The sequence below is a fragment of the Bacillus sp. 165 genome, from assembly GCF_017742235.1.
Lineage (GTDB): Bacteria > Bacillota > Bacilli > Bacillales > Bacillaceae_G > JAGHKQ01.
The window spans coordinates 100,378-121,944 of the sequence record NZ_JAGHKQ010000003.1 but is presented as its reverse complement, the minus strand read 5'-3'; the positions used below and the strand labels follow the sequence as shown (position 1 = coordinate 121,944).

The 21,567-nt window shown below is 37.1% G+C and carries 26 protein-coding genes and 1 pseudogene; 3 read left to right on the top strand and 24 right to left on the bottom strand.

What is annotated here, in order from left to right; genetic code table 11:
• Window positions 1–44: 44 nt before the first annotated feature.
• The 9 genes and pseudogenes from J7Q84_RS05565 to J7Q84_RS05525 all read right to left on the bottom strand — a co-directional run bounded on the left by J7Q84_RS05565 (window position 45) and on the right by J7Q84_RS05525 (window position 4,385).
• On the bottom strand, window positions 45–584 hold the full coding sequence (locus J7Q84_RS05565) for an NfeD family protein (RefSeq protein WP_209093454.1): 540 nt from the start codon (window positions 582–584) through the stop codon (window positions 45–47).
• 160 nt (window positions 585–744) lie between these two features.
• A complete protein-coding gene (locus J7Q84_RS05560; protein ID WP_209093453.1) occupies window positions 745–1,512 on the bottom strand; it encodes an ABC transporter permease in 768 nt (255 codons plus the stop codon).
• The gene (locus J7Q84_RS05555; protein WP_209093452.1) at window positions 1,509–2,408 is read right to left on the bottom strand and encodes an ABC transporter ATP-binding protein; all 900 of its coding nucleotides are present in this window, start codon (window positions 2,406–2,408) and stop codon (window positions 1,509–1,511) included. Before J7Q84_RS05555 ends, J7Q84_RS05560 begins: the two co-directional genes overlap by 4 nt.
• Before the next feature lie 12 nt (window positions 2,409–2,420).
• A complete protein-coding gene (locus tag J7Q84_RS05550) occupies window positions 2,421–2,612 on the bottom strand; it encodes a PLD nuclease N-terminal domain-containing protein (protein ID WP_209093451.1) in 192 nt (63 codons plus the stop codon).
• Window positions 2,612–2,815 carry a transcriptional regulator gene (locus J7Q84_RS05545; RefSeq protein WP_348519826.1) on the bottom strand — a complete coding sequence of 68 codons (204 nt, stop codon included), beginning with the start codon at window positions 2,813–2,815 and terminating at the stop codon, window positions 2,612–2,614. Before J7Q84_RS05545 ends, J7Q84_RS05550 begins: the two co-directional genes overlap by 1 nt.
• Window positions 2,812–3,156 (bottom strand): YxlC family protein, encoded by a 345-nt coding sequence (locus tag J7Q84_RS05540; protein ID WP_209093450.1) that lies wholly within the window; start codon window positions 3,154–3,156, stop codon window positions 2,812–2,814. The genes J7Q84_RS05545 and J7Q84_RS05540 overlap by 4 nt, the downstream gene beginning before the upstream one ends.
• On the bottom strand, window positions 3,140–3,688 hold the full coding sequence (gene sigY, locus J7Q84_RS05535; RefSeq protein ID WP_209093449.1) for an RNA polymerase sigma factor SigY: 549 nt from the start codon (window positions 3,686–3,688) through the stop codon (window positions 3,140–3,142). The genes J7Q84_RS05540 and sigY overlap by 17 nt, the downstream gene beginning before the upstream one ends.
• Before the next feature lie 137 nt (window positions 3,689–3,825).
• Entirely contained in the window at window positions 3,826–4,038 is a 213-nt protein-coding gene (locus J7Q84_RS05530; protein WP_209093448.1) for a hypothetical protein, read from the bottom strand.
• Between the two features lie 63 nt (window positions 4,039–4,101).
• Window positions 4,102–4,385: pseudogene (locus tag J7Q84_RS05525) on the bottom strand (hypothetical protein).
• A gap of 219 nt (window positions 4,386–4,604) precedes the next feature.
• On the opposite strand from J7Q84_RS05525, the gene J7Q84_RS05520 reads away from it, so the two are divergent.
• Window positions 4,605–5,471, top strand: a complete 867-nt coding sequence (locus tag J7Q84_RS05520; RefSeq protein ID WP_209093447.1) for a hypothetical protein — start codon at window positions 4,605–4,607, stop codon at window positions 5,469–5,471.
• A 154-nt stretch (window positions 5,472–5,625) separates the two neighbouring features.
• Here J7Q84_RS05520 and J7Q84_RS05515 read toward each other — a convergent pair whose 3' ends face one another.
• The 3 genes from J7Q84_RS05515 to J7Q84_RS05505 all read right to left on the bottom strand — a co-directional run bounded on the left by J7Q84_RS05515 (window position 5,626) and on the right by J7Q84_RS05505 (window position 7,875).
• A complete protein-coding gene (locus tag J7Q84_RS05515) occupies window positions 5,626–6,036 on the bottom strand; it encodes a hypothetical protein (protein ID WP_209093446.1) in 411 nt (136 codons plus the stop codon).
• A 234-nt stretch (window positions 6,037–6,270) separates the two neighbouring features.
• The gene (locus J7Q84_RS05510) at window positions 6,271–6,678 is read right to left on the bottom strand and encodes a glycosyl-4,4'-diaponeurosporenoate acyltransferase CrtO family protein (protein WP_247739108.1); all 408 of its coding nucleotides are present in this window, start codon (window positions 6,676–6,678) and stop codon (window positions 6,271–6,273) included.
• A gap of 108 nt (window positions 6,679–6,786) precedes the next feature.
• Window positions 6,787–7,875 (bottom strand): glycosyltransferase family 2 protein, encoded by a 1,089-nt coding sequence (locus tag J7Q84_RS05505; protein ID WP_209093445.1) that lies wholly within the window; start codon window positions 7,873–7,875, stop codon window positions 6,787–6,789.
• A 121-nt stretch (window positions 7,876–7,996) separates the two neighbouring features.
• Between J7Q84_RS05505 and J7Q84_RS05500 the strand changes: the two genes are divergently transcribed.
• Window positions 7,997–9,502: a phytoene desaturase family protein gene (locus tag J7Q84_RS05500; protein WP_209093444.1), complete on the top strand. Its 1,506-nt coding sequence runs from the start codon at window positions 7,997–7,999 to the stop codon at window positions 9,500–9,502.
• Between the two features lie 208 nt (window positions 9,503–9,710).
• Here J7Q84_RS05500 and bshB2 read toward each other — a convergent pair whose 3' ends face one another.
• Window positions 9,711–10,373, bottom strand: a complete 663-nt coding sequence (gene bshB2, locus J7Q84_RS05495; protein ID WP_209093443.1) for a bacillithiol biosynthesis deacetylase BshB2 — start codon at window positions 10,371–10,373, stop codon at window positions 9,711–9,713.
• A 16-nt stretch (window positions 10,374–10,389) separates the two neighbouring features.
• Window positions 10,390–10,734 carry a YojF family protein gene (locus J7Q84_RS05490; protein WP_209093442.1) on the bottom strand — a complete coding sequence of 115 codons (345 nt, stop codon included), beginning with the start codon at window positions 10,732–10,734 and terminating at the stop codon, window positions 10,390–10,392.
• 225 nt (window positions 10,735–10,959) lie between these two features.
• On the opposite strand from J7Q84_RS05490, the gene J7Q84_RS05485 reads away from it, so the two are divergent.
• Entirely contained in the window at window positions 10,960–12,285 is a 1,326-nt protein-coding gene (locus J7Q84_RS05485; RefSeq protein ID WP_209093441.1) for an ArsB/NhaD family transporter, read from the top strand.
• Between the two features lie 27 nt (window positions 12,286–12,312).
• Here the strand turns inward: J7Q84_RS05485 and ilvA are convergent, their stop codons facing one another.
• The 10 genes from ilvA to J7Q84_RS05435 form a co-directional block, all read right to left on the bottom strand.
• Window positions 12,313–13,572 carry a threonine ammonia-lyase IlvA gene (gene ilvA, locus J7Q84_RS05480; RefSeq protein ID WP_247739107.1) on the bottom strand — a complete coding sequence of 420 codons (1,260 nt, stop codon included), beginning with the start codon at window positions 13,570–13,572 and terminating at the stop codon, window positions 12,313–12,315.
• A gap of 295 nt (window positions 13,573–13,867) precedes the next feature.
• Window positions 13,868–15,337, bottom strand: coding sequence for a protein adenylyltransferase SelO (locus tag J7Q84_RS05475; protein ID WP_209093439.1), 1,470 nt, complete (start codon window positions 15,335–15,337; stop codon window positions 13,868–13,870).
• 424 nt (window positions 15,338–15,761) lie between these two features.
• A complete protein-coding gene (locus J7Q84_RS05470; protein WP_209093438.1) occupies window positions 15,762–16,538 on the bottom strand; it encodes a sulfite exporter TauE/SafE family protein in 777 nt (258 codons plus the stop codon).
• Window positions 16,539–16,587: 49 nt separating this feature from the next.
• Entirely contained in the window at window positions 16,588–16,815 is a 228-nt protein-coding gene (locus J7Q84_RS05465) for a sulfurtransferase TusA family protein (RefSeq protein ID WP_209093437.1), read from the bottom strand.
• A 118-nt stretch (window positions 16,816–16,933) separates the two neighbouring features.
• Window positions 16,934–18,061 (bottom strand): MBL fold metallo-hydrolase, encoded by a 1,128-nt coding sequence (locus J7Q84_RS05460; protein WP_209093436.1) that lies wholly within the window; start codon window positions 18,059–18,061, stop codon window positions 16,934–16,936.
• A 72-nt stretch (window positions 18,062–18,133) separates the two neighbouring features.
• On the bottom strand, window positions 18,134–18,709 hold the full coding sequence (locus tag J7Q84_RS05455) for a sulfurtransferase TusA family protein (RefSeq protein ID WP_209093435.1): 576 nt from the start codon (window positions 18,707–18,709) through the stop codon (window positions 18,134–18,136).
• A gap of 54 nt (window positions 18,710–18,763) precedes the next feature.
• On the bottom strand, window positions 18,764–19,060 hold the full coding sequence (locus J7Q84_RS05450; RefSeq protein ID WP_209093434.1) for a rhodanese-like domain-containing protein: 297 nt from the start codon (window positions 19,058–19,060) through the stop codon (window positions 18,764–18,766).
• 44 nt (window positions 19,061–19,104) lie between these two features.
• Window positions 19,105–19,584, bottom strand: a complete 480-nt coding sequence (locus J7Q84_RS05445; protein WP_209093433.1) for a DsrE/DsrF/DrsH-like family protein — start codon at window positions 19,582–19,584, stop codon at window positions 19,105–19,107.
• A 64-nt stretch (window positions 19,585–19,648) separates the two neighbouring features.
• Window positions 19,649–19,876: a sulfurtransferase TusA family protein gene (locus J7Q84_RS05440; protein ID WP_209093432.1), complete on the bottom strand. Its 228-nt coding sequence runs from the start codon at window positions 19,874–19,876 to the stop codon at window positions 19,649–19,651.
• A 78-nt stretch (window positions 19,877–19,954) separates the two neighbouring features.
• Window positions 19,955–20,215, bottom strand: a complete 261-nt coding sequence (locus J7Q84_RS05435) for a metal-sensitive transcriptional regulator (protein ID WP_209093431.1) — start codon at window positions 20,213–20,215, stop codon at window positions 19,955–19,957.
• Window positions 20,216–21,567: the final 1,352 nt, after the last annotated feature.

Here is a 21,567-nt window from a genome sequence, read left to right as displayed (position 1 = left end):
TTTAATAGCAGGATTAAGGACTAATACAGTTTATAATATACCTCTCAAAAATCAGATTCTTGTTCGAGCTGTTCTACAATGAGAACACCGTCTTCTATTGCCGTAATTGATACCATCGCTCCTTGCCGAATCTCTCTATGCCTGACACTTTTAGCAGACATTCCATTGCTCCCGAATTTTGATTGTATGAATACTTCCCCCATACCGTTCACTGGGATTGTAATTAATACTTCACCTTTTTGTCCGATTAAATCCTGCAGGGTAAATGCCGTATTTTGCTCTGAGCGCGAAATTGGTACAAAAATAAAAATTTTCATTAGCAGTACGCTTATAAATGCAGATAAAAATGCAATGATAAAAATCGAAAGGCTGCCCCAAGAAAGTAAATATTCTAATATATAACCGGTTCCACATAAGATTGCAAAAAAGCTGAACAACATGGTTAAGCTTAGGCTCGTTCCCAAACCAATATTAGCAATCGCATCCAAAATATCACCAAAAATAAGAAATAAAAGTGCGATACCGCCCATCGTAATGAGTCCGAGCAAATAAATGTCCAAAATCCCATATCCCCATGCACTCATCGAGTTTGAACCCATCTCCCTATATACAAGGTTCTACCTCCTTTCTTTTATAAGCCCTCATGTTTTTCCAATTATCGGTATTTCTATTCTATCAACGAAATCAGTAAATTGTGAATTTTTATACACAATAAAAAACTGTCCTTGCGATGCGGACAGTTTTTTACTGCTTTCGAAATAATACAGTGCTTATAGCGAGCAGTACAAGAATGAAACCAATGGAAAGCAATATATTCTCTGTAAAAAAATCTAAGCCTTTTCCCTCAGTGAGCAGCATCTTTGCTTGATTCTGCAAATAAGCAGGACTCCATTTCATATACTTAACAGCTAAGCTGGTAGTAACACTGAGTGCCGCTACGAACATAATAGAAACCGCGGCAATGCCCCCGCTGCTTTTTATAAAAGAGCTAAATAGAATGGTTACTGTAATAATAAATATAAGCCAAACACTGTACACTAAAAAGCTTTGAAACACGCGCATAAATGAAACATCACTGAATAATACGTTCGAATAATACCATGCGGATAGAAAGCTGATAAAAAAAGATAGAATGATCAGAGTAGCTTGAGCTGCCCACTTACTGATGATATATTGAAGAGCCGAAACGGGTTTTACTAAAATAAGATGTATAACTCCGCTTTGCCGTTCACCTGCTATAGAACTCATACCAGATAATACAATGATGGCTATTCCAACTGTTGCATACTGCCCTAGGACGGATGCCATTACTTCTTTACCTGAAGGAGTAGGGATATCGATTATCGTTCCCTTTGGCAAATCTCCTGCCATGTTTAATATTTGAGGCATATAATACATTGTCAATGGCTGCGAAATACTAAGAAGAATAAAGACTATTGGAAGCCACATCCATTTTGCGGAACGCCATTGTTCTAGTATTTCTTTCCTGTACAGAATCCCCCATTGCTTCATTTTCCCACCACCTTCATAAATAAATCTTCGAGTGAATCTTGCATCTCCTCAAATTTTTGCAAAGAGAGATTGCGAGATAAAATCGTTTCTAAAATAGCAAGCTTGGCTTCTTCTATATTTGAAACAGCTAGAGTGGCTTCATTCTCCTTTTGACGATGCACGCGATATATATGTGGAATAGAAGAAAGCCAATCTCCAAGTGGCTCTTTCGTTTGAATGTACAGCATTGGTTTCTGGTATGTTGCTTTTATCTCCTCTATGCTCCCTGCTGCTTTAATTTCTCCGGATTGAATTATGAGAATATCATCACTAATCTCTTCCGCATCATGCAATACATGAGTAGAAAAGAAAATCGTTGTTTCCTTTTTTATTGTTTTCATCATTTCCAATACATCACGCCGTCCAATTGGATCTAATGCAGATACTGGTTCATCTAAAATCAATAATTTTGGATTATGAATGAGCGCCTGCGCCAATCCAAGGCGCTGCTTCATCCCCCCTGAGAATCCCCCTATTCTTTTTTTATTGACGTTCCCCAGCCCAACCATTTCTAACAGCTCCGGAATACGTTGTTTGATTGTTGCTTTATTTAATCCTGACAGCCTTCCGATATATGTTAAAAATTCCTCGGCAGTCATCCATGAATAGAACGAAGGATATTGTGGAAGATATCCGATAAATTTTCTTATATCCTGACCTTCCAGACCGGGAAAAACAATATTCCCTGTATTCGGCTGAATCAATCCCGCCAACATTTGCAATGTCGTTGTTTTTCCTGCTCCGTTAGGGCCTAGCAGCGACATGCACCGGCCTTCTGATATGGTAAATGTGATATTATTTACCGCGTTATAGCTTCCATATGTTTTCGTTAAGTTCTCTATTTTTACAAGACTCATTATCATTCCACCCTATTCGCTTTTTCGCCCAAAAATGAAGTAGATGATTGGTCCAATTGTATTCATGAACAGGATAATTAAAATCCACATCCATTTTGGACCTCTTGTATGCTCTTGTCTTACACAGCTTACTAAAGCTGCTATTGTTAAAATAACCTGCAAAACTACTAAAGGTGCCACCAATTGCCAATGAATATTCTCCATTAATTCTCTCCCCTTTTTTTCTTTTTAAATGGCTTGAGTACAATTAACCAATATAGCACAGCGGGCATAGGACATTGAATCAACCCCCAAATCCCCCAAAACCAAGCATTTCTCCCTCTTTTTTTTGCAGACACAAATAATACTGTGCTTTGCAATATCATGATAGGAGCAAGCAACATAATGATTTCTGTCTGTGTCATCATTTTATTTCCTCATCTTCCGTCAAGCTCTTTCGTCTTTCTATCAGTAAATAAGCAGGAATCAAAATTACCCCTACCGCTTGCAAAGCTGCGAATAGTACAGGACTATATACTAATGTCGAAAGGACAATAGAGATTATAAAAAGAGCTGTCAGCAAAAATAAACTCAACTCCCTTCGAAATTTCTTTCGAATTTGCAGTTTTTGCTGTTCAATTTGCTGTTTGAAAAGCAGTATATCTGGGGGATGATTACTGTAAATTTTTTCCATACTTTCCAACTCTTGATTGAGCCGTTTTATCTCTAGGAAGGGTTTCTCTTCAATCGCGTCATTTTGCTCTTTCATTTTCTGCTAACTCCTTTCTTAGTTTTTTCAATCCATTATGAACCCGAGATTTGACTGTTCCTTCACGCAAGCTTAACATTTCCGCTATCTCTTCGTAACGGAATCCGTAATAATGCTTTAGTAAAACCGGCATTCTTATTTCTTCTTCCAGCTCGCTAAATGCTTCCATCACATCCGACCAATCGAGACCTTCTTTTACTGCATCCCACTTTAATTTTCTTCGATGCTGCTCGCGCTGATTTTTCAGCCAGAATCGCTCCCTTTTTTTCTTTCGAAGCTGATCCGTATATAAGCGAGAAGCGATCGTAATTAACCATGAAGAAAATTTTGATGTTCCATCGTAGTTTCGTATATATACAATACCCTTCAGGAAAGTATCTTGCACTAAATCCTCCGTCAGCTCTTTATTCAACGTTATTTTTATACAGTATTTAAAAAGAAAGGAATAATGATAATGAAACAATTTAGCTAAGGCATCGCTATCGCCGCGCTGAGCTTGTGCAATAAGTTCTATTTCTTCTTCCAGCTCCATTCTCCTTTAGATGCCCCTTTCATTTCAAAATCACCTATAGTACGTTTATCTTCCTTCTTTCGTTCACATCAATTTTTTAAATTTATATACTTTCTTTTCTCGAAAGAAAAAACGAGGATATTTCACCTCGTTTTTTCTTAATGATGTTCCCTTCCTTCAAAAAACCCCTTCAGCTTTTCCAAATTTGCTTGGTCTACCCCTTGTGCATACGGATTATCTTCCACGGCACTTTCTGGATCAGCATTCGTTTTAATCACTAACGAAGGCGAAGTTGACGGTTCTGCAATAATACGATCATTTAATTCTTTAAAATCTGGCATATTTTTATTTCCCGGTTGCTTTCCTTCCATAGGACATACACCTCCTACAGTTAGGGTGTATAAGTCATAAAATTTTATGTACATGTATTTTTATTAATGTGAGCTCCTTCTGTATGCTTGAGTCGACGTTTTTATTGAAGCATATGTTCCTATTGCAGCACTCCCATAGAAAAACCTGCCCATATATTATGAGGATGACTGTAAAACACTGAAATAGCTAATCCAATGACGGTAGGAACATAAGAACGACTGATAGAAAAAATACGTTTTATTAATTGGGTACAACGTAACGTTATCAGAACAGCATCCCAAAAATTTGTATGAATAATAGGAAATTTCTCCAATGCTTTCCCTTCCTCCTTCTTTAAAATATACATTGCCTCTTTTTATTTAATATGTTTGCATAAGCAGCAGCATATACGGAAATTCTCATCGTCCTGCTTTATTCTTTCAAATATTAGTTCATATAGCTAGGTATATATACATTTTTGTTTATTGTCTTTCTTGTCTAAGCATATTTACTTTTATGCACATACCATATCTACTAGAAAAGGTTGTCCCTTTTTGCTACAAACAATGAAAGGAGCAAACAACGAATGAATGTAGATTTAAAAAAGCTATTGGCTGATATACTCCAAGATGAAAAATTCCTTCAAGCAGCACAGGATTTTTCTGATTATTTAGATGTTGATAAAGTTCGTGAGCTTACAATTAATCTTGAAGATTTCCAACCTATATCAGAATCCTTAAATACTCTGTTGCAAGATGATGCTAGTATTTCCCACATCTTGCATAACACGAACCTGTCGGAAGCTGCAGCACTTTTAACTACTTCTCTTAAAGATGAAGCTCTAGCTAGCAAGGTATCAGAAGTTTTAAATTCTCTCCTAACAGATATCGATATTGCTAAAATTGCGCACATGCCATTCTCTGCAATTCTTAGTAAGGTTTCCCCTGCAAAAATGGTAGAACTGTTTACCACTACACTAAAAGAAGTGAATACAGAGAGCATTTTATCAGAAGTGATAGGTAGTCTAAAACTAACAGGGAGATACGATACAATTCTTAATGCCTTCTTCACTTCATGTCTATCAATTAACAAGGTTGTAGATATGGCAGAAGCTTTTATTAATAGTGATAAGAATGTTGATAAGGTAAATATCTTATTTAAGCTTTTCTCAAGCATTAGGAGCAATGCACAATTGCTTACTTCTTTTATACATGCTGCGGCGGATCTTCTTCTTAACCCAGTTATAATGAGCTTTATAGCATTATTTTTGAGAGCTTTGGCGAATTTTATTTCCCCAATTGATGGACAAGCAAAGCAACCCTCTCTAAATGCAAAAAAGCAATTATTGGCCAAGCTCTTTAATGAAACGTTTAAGGATTTCAAAGCAAGTGACCCAACTACACAGCTGTTATTAGATTTTTATAAAGAAAAGCTTTTTAAATCAATATCTTAAGCTGTTAAAAAATTCACAAGATTTTGCCTCATACTATATATACAATACGATTAAAAGGTCATCCTAGCTGGACGACCTTTTTTAGATAAAGACTGATTTGGAATATCCTACATTATAACTAGGATAAATTGTATTATATACAGATTAGCAGTTATTACTCAAATACATATGTTCCGTATCGATTCAAACGGATTTCTATTGCTCGTACGGATCTTTCGTGGAGTCTCGCTATTTCTTCAATTGTTTTTCCAGATTTATATTTTGTGATAATCTCTTCATCTTCTTCTTTTGTCCATTCTTTCCCAGAGTTGTTCGGCCGAACAATTGCTCGTTTTTCGCTTCGGATTAAACGGTCTAATCCTTCTTCTGCTCGCATTAAAGCGCGTACCGTATCGGGATGCTTATAAGGCTCTGGAGGGCTGAATACTTTTCCTGTATGCGGATCAAGTCCTCCTAATAATAATCGAATAATATGTTTTGCGCGTGCAGTTTCCATACTTTCCATATGTATCCCCCATTCATTTTCTGCTTGTGTTTTCAATTGGTTTTCTTCCAAAATTTTCATATTTTTGCCTCCTCAATAGCATTATCTACCAGTGGTGACAATAATTCAATTACGTAAAAGGTAAAATAAACAGGGCAATTTTTGAATTTTCTCCTAGAGCAAAATTCAAAAATCAGAGGATAATTTTATATTTTTTACTACTTTTGAAAATTTTTATTTTAAAATATTTTATAATTTTAAAATATTTAATTTTTTTCATAAAAATGCATTTATTTGAATTTTTTACCAATATTTCTATTTCATTGATACTAATTGTACCATCTCATTTTTCAGATTTTTTCGGTTCACAACTCTCATCAAACGAACACGATTATAACGTTGAATCAGAATAAAAGGAACATTAAACAAAATGGCATAAGCAAACATAATCACCCCTGCTGAAGGGCTATTCCACATAAAAAACAAACAAGCAGGAATAATGGAAAGCCAATGGGCAAGCTCACCTCTCCTTGTTTCTAATACAAATTGGTGTAAATATAAGATATTGGTTTCTAAAAGCTTTTTTTTACGAAACCCTCTTCTAAAAAAAGCGCCACCGTCTGGCGCCAGGCGCTTCCATTTCTTAATTTGTATTTTTTCATAAATCTTTCCGTCTTGTTCCCAGCTTCTCTCTTTAAATAACCAAGTATCTTCCTTAAACAAACTATTACTCATCCTTACACATGCGTAAGAGATTCCAAAATGAATACTGAGCCAAGCAAACACATTTAATACAATAGTCCATACAGGCGATAAAAGAATCAACACTCTCTACTCCTTTTTAATTTGTATAGTTCTTCCTTTCCAAGAAACACTTCTTAAGATGAATATTTTCAAAAATGAGCTAAAAAAGACTAAAACAAAGAACATCACATGAATAGGAAACAAGAGAGCAGATATCCATCCAAAATTGCCTATTCGTGATAAAATCCAATACCATTGCAGCAAAAACAATCCATAAAAGAAAACAATAACTTCTAGATGAACAGGTTCCTTAATAAGAACGAACTGCAGGCTTACTGTTACTAGCCCATTGATCCATATAATGATAGGAAACAAATAAATAAGCTTCGTAGCAGAAGCTCCTTTCGCAAAGCTTTTTGTCCATCCATATATCAACGAAACCAGTCCATTAGGATACATCCTCATAGAGATAACGTTCTTACCGCTGATACAAGATACTTTTCCTCCTTGCTCAATCACATGCTGCCCGAAAGCCATATGCTCTAACAGCTCTCCTTTCACAGCGCTATGACCATCGAATTTAAAATATTCTTCTCTATCACAAACTAAACATTGGCCAAATGCACCTGCTGAATTAGTTTTGCTTCTGAACATATGAAAAGCTCCTATAGATGCCATAATAACCATATGGAACATAGACGACAAAAATTCATAAGGGCGCTTCATCCTATGATATGGATGGAGTGACAAAATTCCTCCCTCTTTTCTATAATATTCCAGCAATCTAGTGATCCCCCCCTGTTCCATAATCGTATCCGCATCTAAAAATAATAATATATTTCCTGTGGCCTCTTCTGCTCCCTTCCAGCAGCCCCATCCTTTCCCCATCCACCCATCAGGCAACGATGACAGAGATAGAACTTTCACTCCTGCTTTCTCTGCTATCCATTTTGTTCTATCATCAGAATGATCATCCACGACAATGATTTCATGAATACTCATTTTCTGTGCAAGCAACGAAGGAAGCAGCACTTGCAGATTCACTTCCTCATTTCGAGCAGGAATGATGACTGATAATTGAGGGAGTTTACTATTTATTGCGAGGCTTTTGCAGAAAGGTATTTTCCAAAATAATACGATCCCCATAAAAATTGATAATAGAAGGGTTAAAACCATATTTATCTCCTCCTTTTCCTTATAAAGTATAAATCTCTAAAAATGTGGCGAAACAATGGGTAGATATGATTTTTACTATTGTAGTCAAGCTTACTATGATTCATAAGGAGGATTTATAAAATTGAAACAAAAAGTTGTAATTATCGGAGGCGGATTAGGTGGATTATCCGCAGCTATAAAATTGGCTGGACAAGGACATGAGGTTACTATTCTTGAAAAAAATGAACGAGCAGGTGGAAAGCTGAATATTCGTAGCGGTAAAGGCTATACATTTGATACAGGACCTTCTATTTTATCTATGCCATGGGTACTTGAGCAATTATTTGAAAGCGTTGGACGCAATATTCATGATTATATACAAATAGAACGAATAGAGCCGCAGTGGCGCACATTCTTTGAGGATGGTACTGTTATTGACTTACTAGGCGATTTGCCATCCATGCTCGAGCAGCTAAAAACTATCTCCCCAACGGATGCAGAACGATTCTTTGATTATATGAGTTATGCATCCAAATTATATGATCTTAATATGAAGAGCTTCTATAAACGCAGTCTTTCCGGGCTGTCAGAACTGCGCTCTATGCACAATTTAAAAGAGTTACTAGCAATGGATCCGATGAAATCGATGGATCAGGCAACGAAAAAGTACTTTAAAGATAAACACTTGCAGCAGTTGTTTAACTTTTTAATTATGTACATTGGCTCTTCACCATACCATGCTCCCGCAGTTTTATCCCAGTTAGCTCATGTGCAGCTTGGTCTTGGTATTTATTATGTTCAAGGCGGCATGTATAACATTGCAAAAGCAATGCTGAAGGTGCTGGATGAGCTCGGAGTAGAAGTAAAGACCAACAGCAAAGTTACAAAAGTTATCACAAAGGGCACCCGTGCAACCGGGATAGAATTAGAAAACGGTGACATTGTGCATGGAGAGATCATAGTTTCCAATTTAGAAGCTATTCCAGCATATGAAACATTACTAGAAGACCATCCGCTGGCAAGCAAGGCTGCTAAAGATTTAGAAAAATATATCCCAACGGTTTCGGGACTTGTTCTATTGCTTGGTGTAAATAAAAAATATGATACACTGGAGCATCACAACTTCTTTTTCTCCAAGGATCCCGAGCGTGAATTCCATCAAATTTTCAATGAAGGCATTCCTTCCGATGATCCGACAATATACATAGGCATTTCTTCAAAATCAGACAAATCCCAGGCGCCTGAGAACAAGGAAAACTTATTTGTGTTGACTCATGTTCCTCCGTTAAAGAAAGGAGAAAGTTGGTCTGGTTTTACAGAGAAATATCGCGACGTGGTATTAACAAAGCTAGAACGAATGGGCGTTTCTGATTTACGTTCTCATATAGAGTTTGAATATACCTTTACACCAGATGATCTGCGCGAATTGTACGGTGCCAACGGCGGCTCCATCTATGGTGTAGCCACAGATAGAAAGGTGAACGGCGGCTTTAAAGTACCTAGCCGCAGCAAGGCTCTAGAAAATCTATACTTTGTTGGAGGTTCAACTCATCCTGGCGGCGGCGTGCCAATGGTCACTTTATCAGGACAGCTGACTGCTGATTTAATTATTGAAGACCAGCAGGGATGGAATCGAAATATTGGGTAAGGCGCTTTTATAACCAGGAGATTCTTTCTCTACTCAAAAAACACGATTGGTGATATTCTCCCCTCTTAGTACACAGTGAAAAAATCCCCCTTTTCATAAGTGGGTGTTACACTATAACTTGGAGGGGATTTTTCAGTTCGAATGTTCTTCTACTTACATTGGTATTATTTTTATCTAAATAAAAAAACAGAAGGATCATTCCTTCTGTCTACTCAAATTTATACGTCCAGAACACTTCTCTTTGAATCCACTTTAAGGTGTCTGGATCTTGCTGTTTGATTTTGTGTTCCATACTTTCCATCATTGCTTCTGTTTGAGACCGATGAGCTTTAATTGCAGCCATTTTCATATCAGACACAGACGTTATATCAATGGCAACGTCTGGCTCTCCTAGCGCTTCAATGCGATTTTTTGATATTGCCATACAATACACTGTTGGACGTTCTTCTTGTGGAATGCGTGATACTGCAAGAATGGTGGCATAGCCGCATGCATCATGATCAGGATGCACGCCATGTCCTGGATAATGCGTAACCACTAGAGAAGGGTTTACTTCTTTAATAATGATTTCAATAGAGTCCGCGATTACTTCTGGATCTTCAAACTCAAGTGTTTTATCGTGCAGTCCTAAAAACCGCAAATCTTCAATTCCCAATACCTGACAAGCATCTTCTAATTCCTTTTTTCGAATAAGAGGCATTGTTTCACGATTGGCAAATACGTTTTTCCCCATATTTCGTCCCATTTGTCCGAGTGTGCCACATGCGTATGTAACAGGAACTCCTGCTTTCGTATGCAAGGCAATTAATCCCGCAGCTCCAAATGATTCATCGTCTGGATGCGGCAAAACCACTAATACATGACGTTCCATTTTTGTTTCTCCTCTCCTAAAAAGGTATTTTACTTAATTGCAGTGCAACAGCCAGCCTTCCTTGTCCATCATGGCCTGCCATTAATAGACGGCCTTTTTCATCTACTTCCCAATGTGTTAAACCTTCTGCATATACCCATCCTAATTGCATTTTTAATCCGACACGATATGGTCCGTTTCCTGCAATAGTCCCGCGCTCCATTTCAATCTGAGCGTTTCGGATAAATGCGCCTACCGTCATTGCTTTCGCATCAAAATGAGAAGCATAGGCTCCATTGGTTGTTTCAAGATGAAGATATAATTGCTGATTCACTAATTGCTCAAGCTCTCTTTGAACTGCTTCCGGGTTAATCGGCTTCAACTTGTATGCCCTCCTTAAATATCCTGATTTTATCTTAGTGTATGTGTACTAATTTATGCAAACAGTTCGATTTAGAATTAGCAAATTTCTATAGTTTTACGCTAACTTTCGAGCTATATAGTATTTATGCTTCATGTAGCTTGTTTTTCTTCTCTGCTGTAATTTGTTACAATATGGTAAATACTAGTTAATCTCGACCATATCATAGCTAGGGGATGAGTTAAGTTGGAACATGCTGTTCATGAAATCACAAATTGGAAATACTACACAGCCATCGCTGTATTTTTACTTGCTTATGCAATCATTATTTCAGAAAAAATTAATCGTGCCGTCATTGCTTTGCTGGGAGCTGCTCTTATGGTCATTATTGGAGTAGTTGACTTAGAAACAGCATTGAAAATACATATTGAATGGGAAACGGTTACTCTCTTGATTGGGATGATGATTCTTGTGAATATCACCAGTAAATCAGGAGTATTTGAGTATACGGCTATTAAATCAGCTAAAATTGCGAAAGGAAGACCGATTGTTATTTTAGCCGTCTTATCGTTATTAACTGCTGCTGGATCCGCTTTTTTAGACAATGTCACTACTGTACTTTTAATTGTTCCTGTTACCTTGTCCGTCACACGTATGCTGCAAGTTAACCCTATCCCCTATTTAATTTCAGAAATCCTATTTGCGAACATAGGTGGCACAGCAACACTTATTGGTGATCCACCAAACATTATGATTGGTACATCTAACAAGCATTTAGATTTTAACGCATTTTTGTTCAATTTAGCTCCCATTGTCATCGTCATTATTATAGTAGTTGTTTCTATTATATATTTTATTTACCGTAAACATTTGATCACAGATCAAGAGCAAATTGATAAATTAATGAAATTGAACGAAAAAGAATACATACACGACAGAGTGTTAATGCTTAAATCCCTTACTATTCTCGGCTTAACGATATTGGGATTTATGCTTCAATCTGTCATTCATTTGGACGCTGCTCTTATCGCAATTACAGGGGCAACAGTGTTAATGCTCATTGCTGTAAAAGAACATCATATTGAAGAGATTTTTGCAAATGTTGAGTGGGTCACAATCTTCTTCTTTGCTGGTTTATTCATCCTTGTCGGAGCATTAGTTGACATTGGATTAGTGAAGATGCTTGCCCAAAAAGCACTCGCTATCACCGGTGGTAATATTAACTATACGTCTCTTTTAATTTTATGGGTATCCGGTCTTGCGTCGGCCACTATTGATAATATTCCATTTGTTGCTACAATGATTCCGCTTATTAACGACATGGTAGCAGGAATGGGATTTAGCCCTGATGCACCACAAGTTGAAGTATTATGGTGGTCGCTAGCACTCGGCGCCTGTTTAGGAGGAAACGGAACATTAATCGGTGCTTCGGCAAATGTTGTTGTAGCCGGTCTTGCAAGCCGTGAAGGTCATGGTTTCAGCTACATTGATTTTTTAAAAATCGGCTTTCCATTAATGATTCTTTCCTTAGTCCTTTCACATATCTATATTTTTTTACGTTATTTACTGTAAAAGCTTGCAGCAGACGCCGCAAGCTTTTTAAATCAACAAATTGAACAATGTGGGATTATGATTAATTTCCATATATTGCACACCATGTTCTTGTAAACGTGCAATAAGAGGTCTGTAATCCTCTGTGCATTTCAGTTCAATTCCTACTAACGCAGGACCGTTTTCCTTATTATTCTTTTTTGTGTACTCAAAGCGTGTAATATCATCGGTCGGACCGAGCACTTTATCTAAAAATTCACGCAGGGCACCAGAACGCTGAGGAAAATTAATAATAAAGTAGTGCTTTAACCCTTCAAATATTAAAGAACGTTCCTTCGTTTCTTGCATACGGTCAATATCATTATTACCTCCGCTAATAATGCATACGACTGTTTTCCCTTTAATTTTCTCTTTGTAATAATCTAGAGCTGCAATGGATAACGCACCAGCTGGCTCCGCAACAATGGCATTTTTATTATAAAGCTCTAAAATAGAAGAACATACCTTTCCCTCTGGTACAAGAACGATGTCATCCAATATCTCCTTGCAAATCTCAAATGTAAGCTTACCTACCTGCTGCACAGCAGCTCCGTCCACAAACTTTTCAATACTTGACAATGTGACAACTTCTCCCTTTTGCAATGCTGCCTGCATCGAAGCAGCTCCTGCTGGTTCAACTCCCACTACTTGTGTCAATGGACTAATCCCTTTTATGTATGTTCCCACTCCCGAGGCTAATCCTCCGCCGCCAATTCCCATAAATAAATAATCTATCTGGCGTTCAATGTCATTTAAAATTTCCACTCCAACGGTTCCCTGACCAGCAATAACATTTCGATCATCAAAAGGATGGATAAATGTCATATTATGTTTACCACAGTAGCTGACAGCTTCTGCAAACGAGTCATCAAATGTGTCTCCCGTTAACACCACTTCAATCGCATCACCGCCAAAAAATCTCACTTGTGAAACCTTTTGACTCGGTGTAGTACTCGGCATAAAAATGGTTCCCTTTATTTGCAGCCTGTTACAAGTATAAGCTACCCCTTGCGCGTGATTTCCTGCACTTGCACATACTACCCCATTTTTCAACTGTTCTTCAGGCAGTGCACTAATGGAGTTAAAAGCTCCCCTAATTTTAAATGAGCGCACATTCTGTAAATCCTCGCGTTTTATATATACATTGCATTCATATTTTTCAGATAAGATAGGATCACGCTGCAAAGGAGTTTTAATAACAACATCCTTTAAAAGAGAATGTGCCACTAAAATATCTTCAATTTTAATTCTTTCTTGTACTTTTTCCATCACTTTAACCTGCCTTATTTTTTTATGAAATCCATCTCACTCCGATGAATATAGTAACTATTATATAAAATTCACGATTGATAATAAATTATTTTTTCTGAAAATTTTAATAATTTTAAAAATTAATAAGAAACACATAAAGAAGCAGCCACGATTGACTGCTTCTTTATTGATAAAATAATTTGGAATGGCTAGACAGTGTAATATCCATAAAACATTTCTTCTTATATTTATTCCACTGCATGTTTATCATACTTTAAACATGATTTGTCTAATTAAAAGGCTTCCTTTTAGATTAAGTTCCGCAAAAGGTTTGGTATGGATGATTGGACAGTGCAGGCAATGTGCAGTAATCATTCTGTTCAGGGGAGTGAGCATATGGATCTGAAAGAACTTGAAGCAGCTGTTCCATTACGCTGTAGTCCTCTTGATTCACTGCTGCTTCCAGTGCAGCTTCTACTCGATGATTACGCGGGATTACCGCTGGGTTGTGCTTCCGCATCAATTGATGTGAAGACGCTTTTGTTTCCTGCTGTCTGCCTAGTCTCTCCTGCCACTGCTCGTGCCAGTTCACAAATTCCGATGTCCTAAACAAGACCGTATCCTCTGTTGTATCAAGCGTTAGTGCACGGAAGGTATTAGTATAATCCGCACGATGCTTCTGCATCATATTGAGAAGATCTTCAATAAGAACTTTGTCCTGCTCCTCACTATTAAATAACCCTAGCTTGGCTCTCATTCCTGCAAGCCATTCGCTCTGATACAAGGTAATAAAATTTGAAATCTCATCCTGTGCCAATTTGATAGCCTGCTCTTCATCTTCGTGAAGCAACGGCAATAATGATTCAGCAAACCTTGCAAGATTCCATCCGGCAATATACGGCTGATTTCCATACGAGTAGCGCCCTTGCGTATCAATAGAACTGAATACCGTTGCGGGGTCATAGTGATCCATAAAAGCGCACGGACCATAATCGATGGTTTCTCCGCAAATGGTCATATTGTCCGTGTTCATTACTCCGTGGATAAAACCAACCTGCTGCCATTTGGCAATCAGCACAGCTTGACGCTTGAGCACTTCCTTAAGCAGAGAAAGATAGCCATTTTCATCAGCTGCCACATTTGGGAAATGACGCTTTAGTGTATAGTCAGCTAACATCTGCAGCTCCTCAACTGTTCCCCAATTTGCAACGTATTGAAAAGTGCCGACACGTATATGGCTGGCAGCTACACGCGTCAAAATCGCTCCAGGTAGTGTAGTTTCACGGATGATTGTTTCACCAGTAGTCACAACTGCAAGACTGCGAGTAGTAGGAATACCCAGCGCATGCATCGCTTCGCTGATGATATATTCACGTAGCATCGGTCCTAGTGCCGCTCGGCCATCACCCCGTCGGGAATATGGCGTTCGACCTGAACCTTTAAGCTGAATATCAAACCGTTCATCTAACGGCGTTATCTGTTCACCAATGAGCACAGCACGTCCGTCTCCTAGCATCGTAAAATGCCCAAATTGATGCCCCGCATATGCTTGAGCAAGAGGCAAAGCGCCTTTGGGAATCTTATTGCCTGCAAGCACAGCTACACCCGCTTCGCTTCGCAGCGCCTCAATGTCCAACCCTAAAGAAAATGCTAGCTTATCATTGATAATACCCAGTTTAGGTGAACATACCGGCTGTGGGTTGAGGGTGGCAAAAAAAGATTGGGGCAGACGCGCATAGCTATTATCAAAGTTCCATCCTGCTTCAATTGCTTTCTTTGTCATCGTATCTCCTTTTCTTCTTTTCGTTTTCGATCTGCTAGATATTTTTATCAAATATAAATCATATCCATTATAGGATATTTTTGTTATCTACTTTCCATAATAACACAAAGCAAGTTCTATGAGTATTTGCTGCTGTCATTTTATTATCCCCTTACCCTTCATATCCGAACGGTAAGCAAAAAAATAACATCCAATATACTGGATGCTATCACCCTGTACCATCTACAGCATGCAAAATCCCCCCAAAGGATATCGTCCATTTCCTCCATGCTATTGATTCTATTGCAATCAATCTGATTTGACACGTATTCTCAATATAAAAAAATCGAAATGAGAATACTCATTTCGATTTATCCCTGCATCATATAAAATATTGATATACTCATTCACTTGACTCAAATATTTCTCACTCTATAATGAACTTTTATAAAATACCCATCCAAATCTTGATTGCCGTTGCCCCTATTAGTACAGCCAAAATCACTTGCAACACTTTTGTATTCACCTTTTTACCAGCCATAGCTCCCAGCGGTGAAGCAATCAAGCTTGCCACTACCATAATTAAAGCAGGACCGTAATCTACTTGCCCAGTTGTGATTTTTCCGATAGTTGCTCCGATAGATGAGATAAAGGTGATTGCTAACGAAGAAGCTATTGTCATTCGTGTAGGAATTTTTAATACTACTAGCATAATGGGTACTAATAAAAATGCTCCTGCTGCACCTACGATTCCTGCTCCTACTCCAATAATTAAAGCAAGCAATGCCGCAACCCATTTATTGAATTTCACCTGATCAAGAGGAATATCGTCGATCCCTTTTTTAGGAATGAACATCATAACTGCCGCAATCAATGCTAAAATACCATAGATTACATTAATACCATTTTCACTCATTAATTTGGAGCCATATCCGCCTATAAAGCTTCCAATTAAAATGCTTATTCCCATATAGGCAATTAATGATTTGTTTAAATAGCCGCCTTTACGATAGGCCCAAACACCGCCAATGGTCGCAAAAAACACTTGAACTGCACTTATTCCAGAAACTTCATGCGCACTGAATGCCGCTAGACCAAATAAAGGCGGAATGTATAATAGCATTGGATATTTTATAATCGAACCGCCAATGCCCAGCATACCAGATATATAAGAACCAACAAATCCAATTAAGAAGATAGTAATAATAAATCCTATTTCCATAAAAACTCCCCCTTTATAAAAAGGAACCTATACCAGTTCCTTTTTTATCTCAACCTTTTTTAATCCAAAATGTAAACACACCATTACTTTCTTCGTAGTTCACCATTTCATGTCCGCCTGATTTCGTCCAAGCAGTCAAATCACTTTTTGCACCTTTATCAGTTGTATGAACTTCTAAAATTTGACCCACTTCCAAAGTTGTAATTGCCTTTTTTGTTTGGACAATCGGCATTGGACATGCCAGCCCTTTTGCATCTAATACTTTTGCTGCTTCCATTTTGAACCTCCTCTAAAATGAGCCTTCTATCAGCTAAGCTTGCTTTACTGATAAAAGGCTATATCCATCAAGTGTGTTTAGCGGTTAGCAATTTATATAAAAGAAGAGTTACATTACCTTAACGAACTGCACAGCGATTTGGTCCAATTTCCATTTCACGTTGCTTTTCTTCATCGGGGTTGATTTTACCCATATTCGTTTGGCGAATCTCTTGATACGCATTTGGTTGCGGCGGTAAATTTTCCGTTACTAATTTTCTAAATTCATTTTCGTCTGCAATATTTAAGCCATGATTGTTTGCATATAACGTTCCTAATTTTTCAGATACACTTCCATCCTCGTTCAATTCCTCAATGATCATAAAATGTGCCGGAAGAACGATAAGATCATGAGATAGCTCTTTGTAACGTGTATATAAGCTTACTCTTAAATCATCTACCCAATCCTCTGCCAAACCAGCTAAATCAGGTCGACCGATAGAATCGATGAATAAAATATCTCCTGACAATAAGAACTGTTCATCGACAACAAAGGATGTAGATCCGATAGTATGGCCTGGTGAATATAGTGCGTGAATATTGATAGCTGTATTTCCTATCGCTACTTCATTTCCATCATTTAATGGCTGATATTCAAATACTACCTCTGTCGCATCTTTTGGCGGCAGCCAGTATGTTGCGTTTGTTTTTTCCGCAATGACTCGGCCTCCTGAAATGTGATCGGCATGCAGATGCGTATCAAATACGTGAGTAATCGTTGCACCTTTTGCTTTAGCAAACTCAAGATATACGTCAGTCATTCGAGTTGAATCAATGATAGCAGCCTCGCCATTTGAAATAACCATATAAGATAGACAGCCTTTACCTACGCGAACAAACTGATACATTTCTCCGCCATTTTTTAGGTCGCCTACCTTAACAGGCTCTAAATGTTCACTCCACGCTTTCATTCCTCCTTGCAAGTAGGATACCGTTACGCCTGCTTCCGCAAGCATTTCCGCCACCATAATAGAGGAGCCTTCTTTCGCACAAACTACTAATACTTCTTGATCCGCAGGAATTGTATCAAGGATATCTTCTACACCGTCAAGCAATTCAAAATACGGCACATTTAAATACTTAAAGTTTGCTCCTTCGATTTTCCAATCTTGAAAGTCACTTTCATTCCGTACATCTAAAATAAATAATGGCTCTTTATCAAACACTTTTTTCGTTACTTCTTTTGTAGTCATCATAGTTACAGCCATTCCTAATTACCTCCTAGGGTATATTTTATTTTAAAAAAATATAAGAAAACTCCAATACTACTGACTACCTATTTATTTATTAATACTTGCAGTTACTCCAGACCACTGACTCATGCCTGGCACAACATTGACCACTTTATTAAATCCTTTTTCAGCAAGCTTTTGTGCTGCAAAGTCACTGCGATTACCAGATCGGCACACAACAAAAATTTCATCCTCTTTGTTTAGTTCATGCAAACGAGCTTCTACTTCATCTAACGGAATTGAAATGGCATTAGGAATATGATTAAATACATACTCTGCTTCTTCTCTTACATCAAGGACAACTATATTATCGTTATTCTGTAATTTTTTTTCTAGTTCATCATTACTTACTATATGAGGATGCTTTCTTTCAACAGCTTCTTCTTGAGATGCCTTTCGTAAATAATGCATGAGTACATTGCCTTCTTCCAGCGTACCTAAATATTGATGTCCTGTACTTTCAGCCCATGCTTTTAAATCAGCTTTTGAGCCTTTATCTGTTGCATGCACCTCTAACACTTGCCCTGCTTCAAGTGTATTCATTGCTTTTTTTGTTTTAACAATCGGCATAGGGCACGCTAATCCTTTTGCATCCAGCATTACATTCGCTTTAATCTTTTCCATATTTAAAACCTCCTATTTCCATACCTATAAGGGTATATTAACCTATAAAAATTTTTACTCTACATTCCCTTGCCATGACAGCATTCCGCCAGTCATGTTCACGACGTTAAAGCCTTGACTTTCAAGAAATTGTACAGCTCGACCGCTTCTCGCTCCAGAACGGCAAACCATAATATACTCTTTTGATTTTTCTAATTCATTCATACGAAATTCTAATAAGCCTAACGGAATGTTTACAGCTCCCGCAATTTTCCCAGCTGCCACTTCCTCAACTTCACGTACATCAATAATCTCTAATTTCTCACCCTTATTTAATAATACTTCTACTTCAGTTGCAGTTATTTCTCTCATCGTAAAGCCTCCTTATAAAAGAAGGGAGAACCCCCCCTATGATATTAGATGAATAAATTAACGTTGCCTTCTTCAGCATCAGCTAAATATGCTGCAACACCTGCATACTCAATATTGTCTAACAATTCTTCTTGCTGTAAACCTAATAGGTCCATTGTCATAGTACATGCTACTAGCTTAACATCCTGCTCTTGTGCCATTTCAATTAATTGTGGTAAAGGCAATGCATTATGCTTTTTCATAATATCTTTAATCATTTTAGGACCAAAACCAGCGAAATTCATTTTAGATAATCCCATTTTGTCTGCGCCTCTTGGCATCATTTTTCCAAACATTTTTTCCATAAAGCCTTTTTTCACAGTAATATTCTCATCTTTACGTAAAGCGTTTAAACCCCAAAAAGTGTGAAAAATCGTTACTTCATGATCATATGCAGCCGCACCGTTTGCAATAATATACGCTGCCATTGCTTTATCATAATCACCGCTAAATAATACAATTGTTGTCTTTTTCTTTTCTGTCATAATATCCTCCTTAAAAATGGAAATTTTTATTAAATATCTATATAGGTATTTTAAGTTAAAAAAATTAACCTTTTTTAATCCAAAACTTTAACACTTCATTTTCTTCTTCATGCTTGATTAATTCATGCCCGCCTGATTTTGCCCACGCACTTAAATCATTTTTAGCACCTTTATCTGTTGTGTGGACTTCTAATACTTGACCTGATTCCAGTTCATTCATTGCTTTTTTTGTTTTAACAATTGGCATAGGACATGCTAACCCTTTTGCATCTAATACTTTATCTACAGTCATGTTTTTTCCTCCAGAACAATTTTTTATTACCCATAGGGGTATATTACTAAAAGTAAAAAAGAATGTCAACACATAAATTTATCTACTTTTTACAAGTAAGTTAACAGCTTCTTTTATTAATTCATCTGTTTTTTCTATATTTTTATCGGCTTCTAACACACATTCTACTAAGTTTGAGCTTACAATTACACCAACAGTTCGATCTACTGCTGAACGCACAGCCGATAATTGCGTAATTACCTCTTTGCAATCTTTATTTTCTTCCATCATTTTCAAAATTCCTCTAAGCTGGCCTTCCATCCGTTTCACTCTATTTTTAATTGGATCATTATATACCAAGGAAATACTCCTTTCTGTAGTACTGTTTTATATTCCTTTATTCTACTTAATACCTTAGATAGTATACGTATGGTAAACTGAATTTTATATAAAAATTGCGTTTCTTTACTTGCGGGTTGTCTTTTGAATTGAATGACTCATTTCATTCTCTACAAATCATGAACCCATCATTTATACATAAGCAAGGATAACTTCTTACAAGGTTATAATATACCCTTACAGGTATATTGTCAATAATGAAATAGCCCAAAAATAAACACTTAAAAATTCCATTTAATAAATGAAACAATGGACAAGCATATAATCACATTTTCCACTAACACATATAGTAATAATAAATATGAAGAAGGGAAACATACTAATGCTTGAAAACATTCAAGAAAATGAAAAAGAAAGCTGTATCTGCCGAAAATAAAATCTGTGGGCCCATTTCATTAATATAAATTTTGCAAGCCATAGCAGCAATGCTGGCAACGTTGAACAAAGGGAAGAAGACGTCCAACAAATCAATAAAAATGCGGGAACAAACGCGAATCAAGGCGGTCAAAACGCTATAAATGGAAGCACGAACGCAAATAACCACTCACAGTTGACAAACGGAAACGGCAGAAGAGGAATCGCAGGAGATGGGAATGATGAGTAAGGGAGACAAGAAGCTGTCAAAATTCGAAAGCAAGTAAACAAACGTCCGTTCTAAAAAATTAGCAAAACAATACATACTGCATGTAACGGAAGACATCTCTATTAGCTTTTCATAGTGTGCTCCTTTATTTCTTTCTCATATATACCCGCCATTGTATTTTATTTCTGTCTATATACTCTCTTAGCAAGAACCTATATATATTGAAAAAGACACCTATATACATAGGTGTCTTTGATGCGTTTGTGGCGAGAAACCGCACGACCACATTCATGCGTTTAGCAATTAAGCATATCTCTCGGCTTACACAAATTAGCTCATCGCTTTTCTAATATAACACTTTCTTCCGAATGTTTCAAGCTTTTTTTATATCACTACTAAGTAAGCTCTACTTCTTCAAACCACTGTAATTACATCCAAAAATCAGCATTGGTAAAATGAGTTGACAAGCAATATAACCAACACACTCGCTGTGTTATTAAAATCTATGCATTATTAGTTTCCCACACATGTAAAAAGACGCCTAATTAAACAGACATCTTTGATGCTTTTAGAAGAATATCTCTCGACTTACAAAAATCAGCTTATCGCTTTCCTAATATGATCTCCTCTATTTCGTGTTTTAAATTTATTTATTTATAATTTTGTATATAATAATTTATTATTGATAATTCCCTAAACAATGCACCAATTCCGTTTCATATGAATTTTA

Bases quoted from the DNA above. Each gene is read 5' to 3' on its own strand.
- J7Q84_RS05440 (WP_209093432.1), bottom strand. From the start codon at position 19,876: ATGACTGTAGATAAAGTATTAGATGCAAAAGGGTTAGCATGTCCTATG.
- J7Q84_RS05565 (WP_209093454.1), bottom strand. From the start codon at position 584: ATGAGTGCATGGGGATATGGGATTTTGGACATTTATTTGCTCGGACTC.
- J7Q84_RS05475 (WP_209093439.1), bottom strand. From the start codon at position 15,337: ATGACAAAGAAAGCAATTGAAGCAGGATGGAACTTTGATAATAGCTAT.
- J7Q84_RS05555 (WP_209093452.1), bottom strand. From the start codon at position 2,408: ATGAGTCTTGTAAAAATAGAGAACTTAACGAAAACATATGGAAGCTAT.
- sigY (WP_209093449.1), bottom strand. From the start codon at position 3,688: ATGGAGCTGGAAGAAGAAATAGAACTTATTGCACAAGCTCAGCGCGGC.
- J7Q84_RS05550 (WP_209093451.1), bottom strand. From the start codon at position 2,612: ATGGAGAATATTCATTGGCAATTGGTGGCACCTTTAGTAGTTTTGCAG.
- J7Q84_RS05530 (WP_209093448.1), bottom strand. From the start codon at position 4,038: ATGGAAGGAAAGCAACCGGGAAATAAAAATATGCCAGATTTTAAAGAA.
- J7Q84_RS05470 (WP_209093438.1), bottom strand. From the start codon at position 16,538: ATGGAAATAGGATTTATTATTACTATCTTCTTAATTGGATTTGTTGGT.
- J7Q84_RS05445 (WP_209093433.1), bottom strand. From the start codon at position 19,584: ATGACAGAAAAGAAAAAGACAACAATTGTATTATTTAGCGGTGATTAT.
- J7Q84_RS05560 (WP_209093453.1), bottom strand. From the start codon at position 1,512: ATGAAGCAATGGGGGATTCTGTACAGGAAAGAAATACTAGAACAATGG.
- J7Q84_RS05465 (WP_209093437.1), bottom strand. From the start codon at position 16,815: ATGGAAGCAGCAAAAGTATTAGATGCAAAAGGGCTGGCATGTCCAATG.
- J7Q84_RS05520 (WP_209093447.1), top strand. From the start codon at position 4,605: ATGAATGTAGATTTAAAAAAGCTATTGGCTGATATACTCCAAGATGAA.
- J7Q84_RS05545 (WP_348519826.1), bottom strand. From the start codon at position 2,815: ATGATGACACAGACAGAAATCATTATGTTGCTTGCTCCTATCATGATA.
- bshB2 (WP_209093443.1), bottom strand. From the start codon at position 10,373: ATGGAACGTCATGTATTAGTGGTTTTGCCGCATCCAGACGATGAATCA.
- J7Q84_RS05515 (WP_209093446.1), bottom strand. From the start codon at position 6,036: ATGAAAATTTTGGAAGAAAACCAATTGAAAACACAAGCAGAAAATGAA.
- J7Q84_RS05455 (WP_209093435.1), bottom strand. From the start codon at position 18,709: ATGGAAAAGATTAAAGCGAATGTAATGCTGGATGCAAAAGGATTAGCG.
- J7Q84_RS05505 (WP_209093445.1), bottom strand. From the start codon at position 7,875: ATGGTTTTAACCCTTCTATTATCAATTTTTATGGGGATCGTATTATTT.
- ilvA (WP_247739107.1), bottom strand. From the start codon at position 13,572: ATGGAAAAAGTACAAGAAAGAATTAAAATTGAAGATATTTTAGTGGCA.
- J7Q84_RS05450 (WP_209093434.1), bottom strand. From the start codon at position 19,060: ATGAGAGAAATAACTGCAACTGAAGTAGAAGTATTATTAAATAAGGGT.
- J7Q84_RS05540 (WP_209093450.1), bottom strand. From the start codon at position 3,156: ATGAAAGAGCAAAATGACGCGATTGAAGAGAAACCCTTCCTAGAGATA.
- J7Q84_RS05460 (WP_209093436.1), bottom strand. From the start codon at position 18,061: ATGGCTGTAACTATGATGACTACAAAAGAAGTAACGAAAAAAGTGTTT.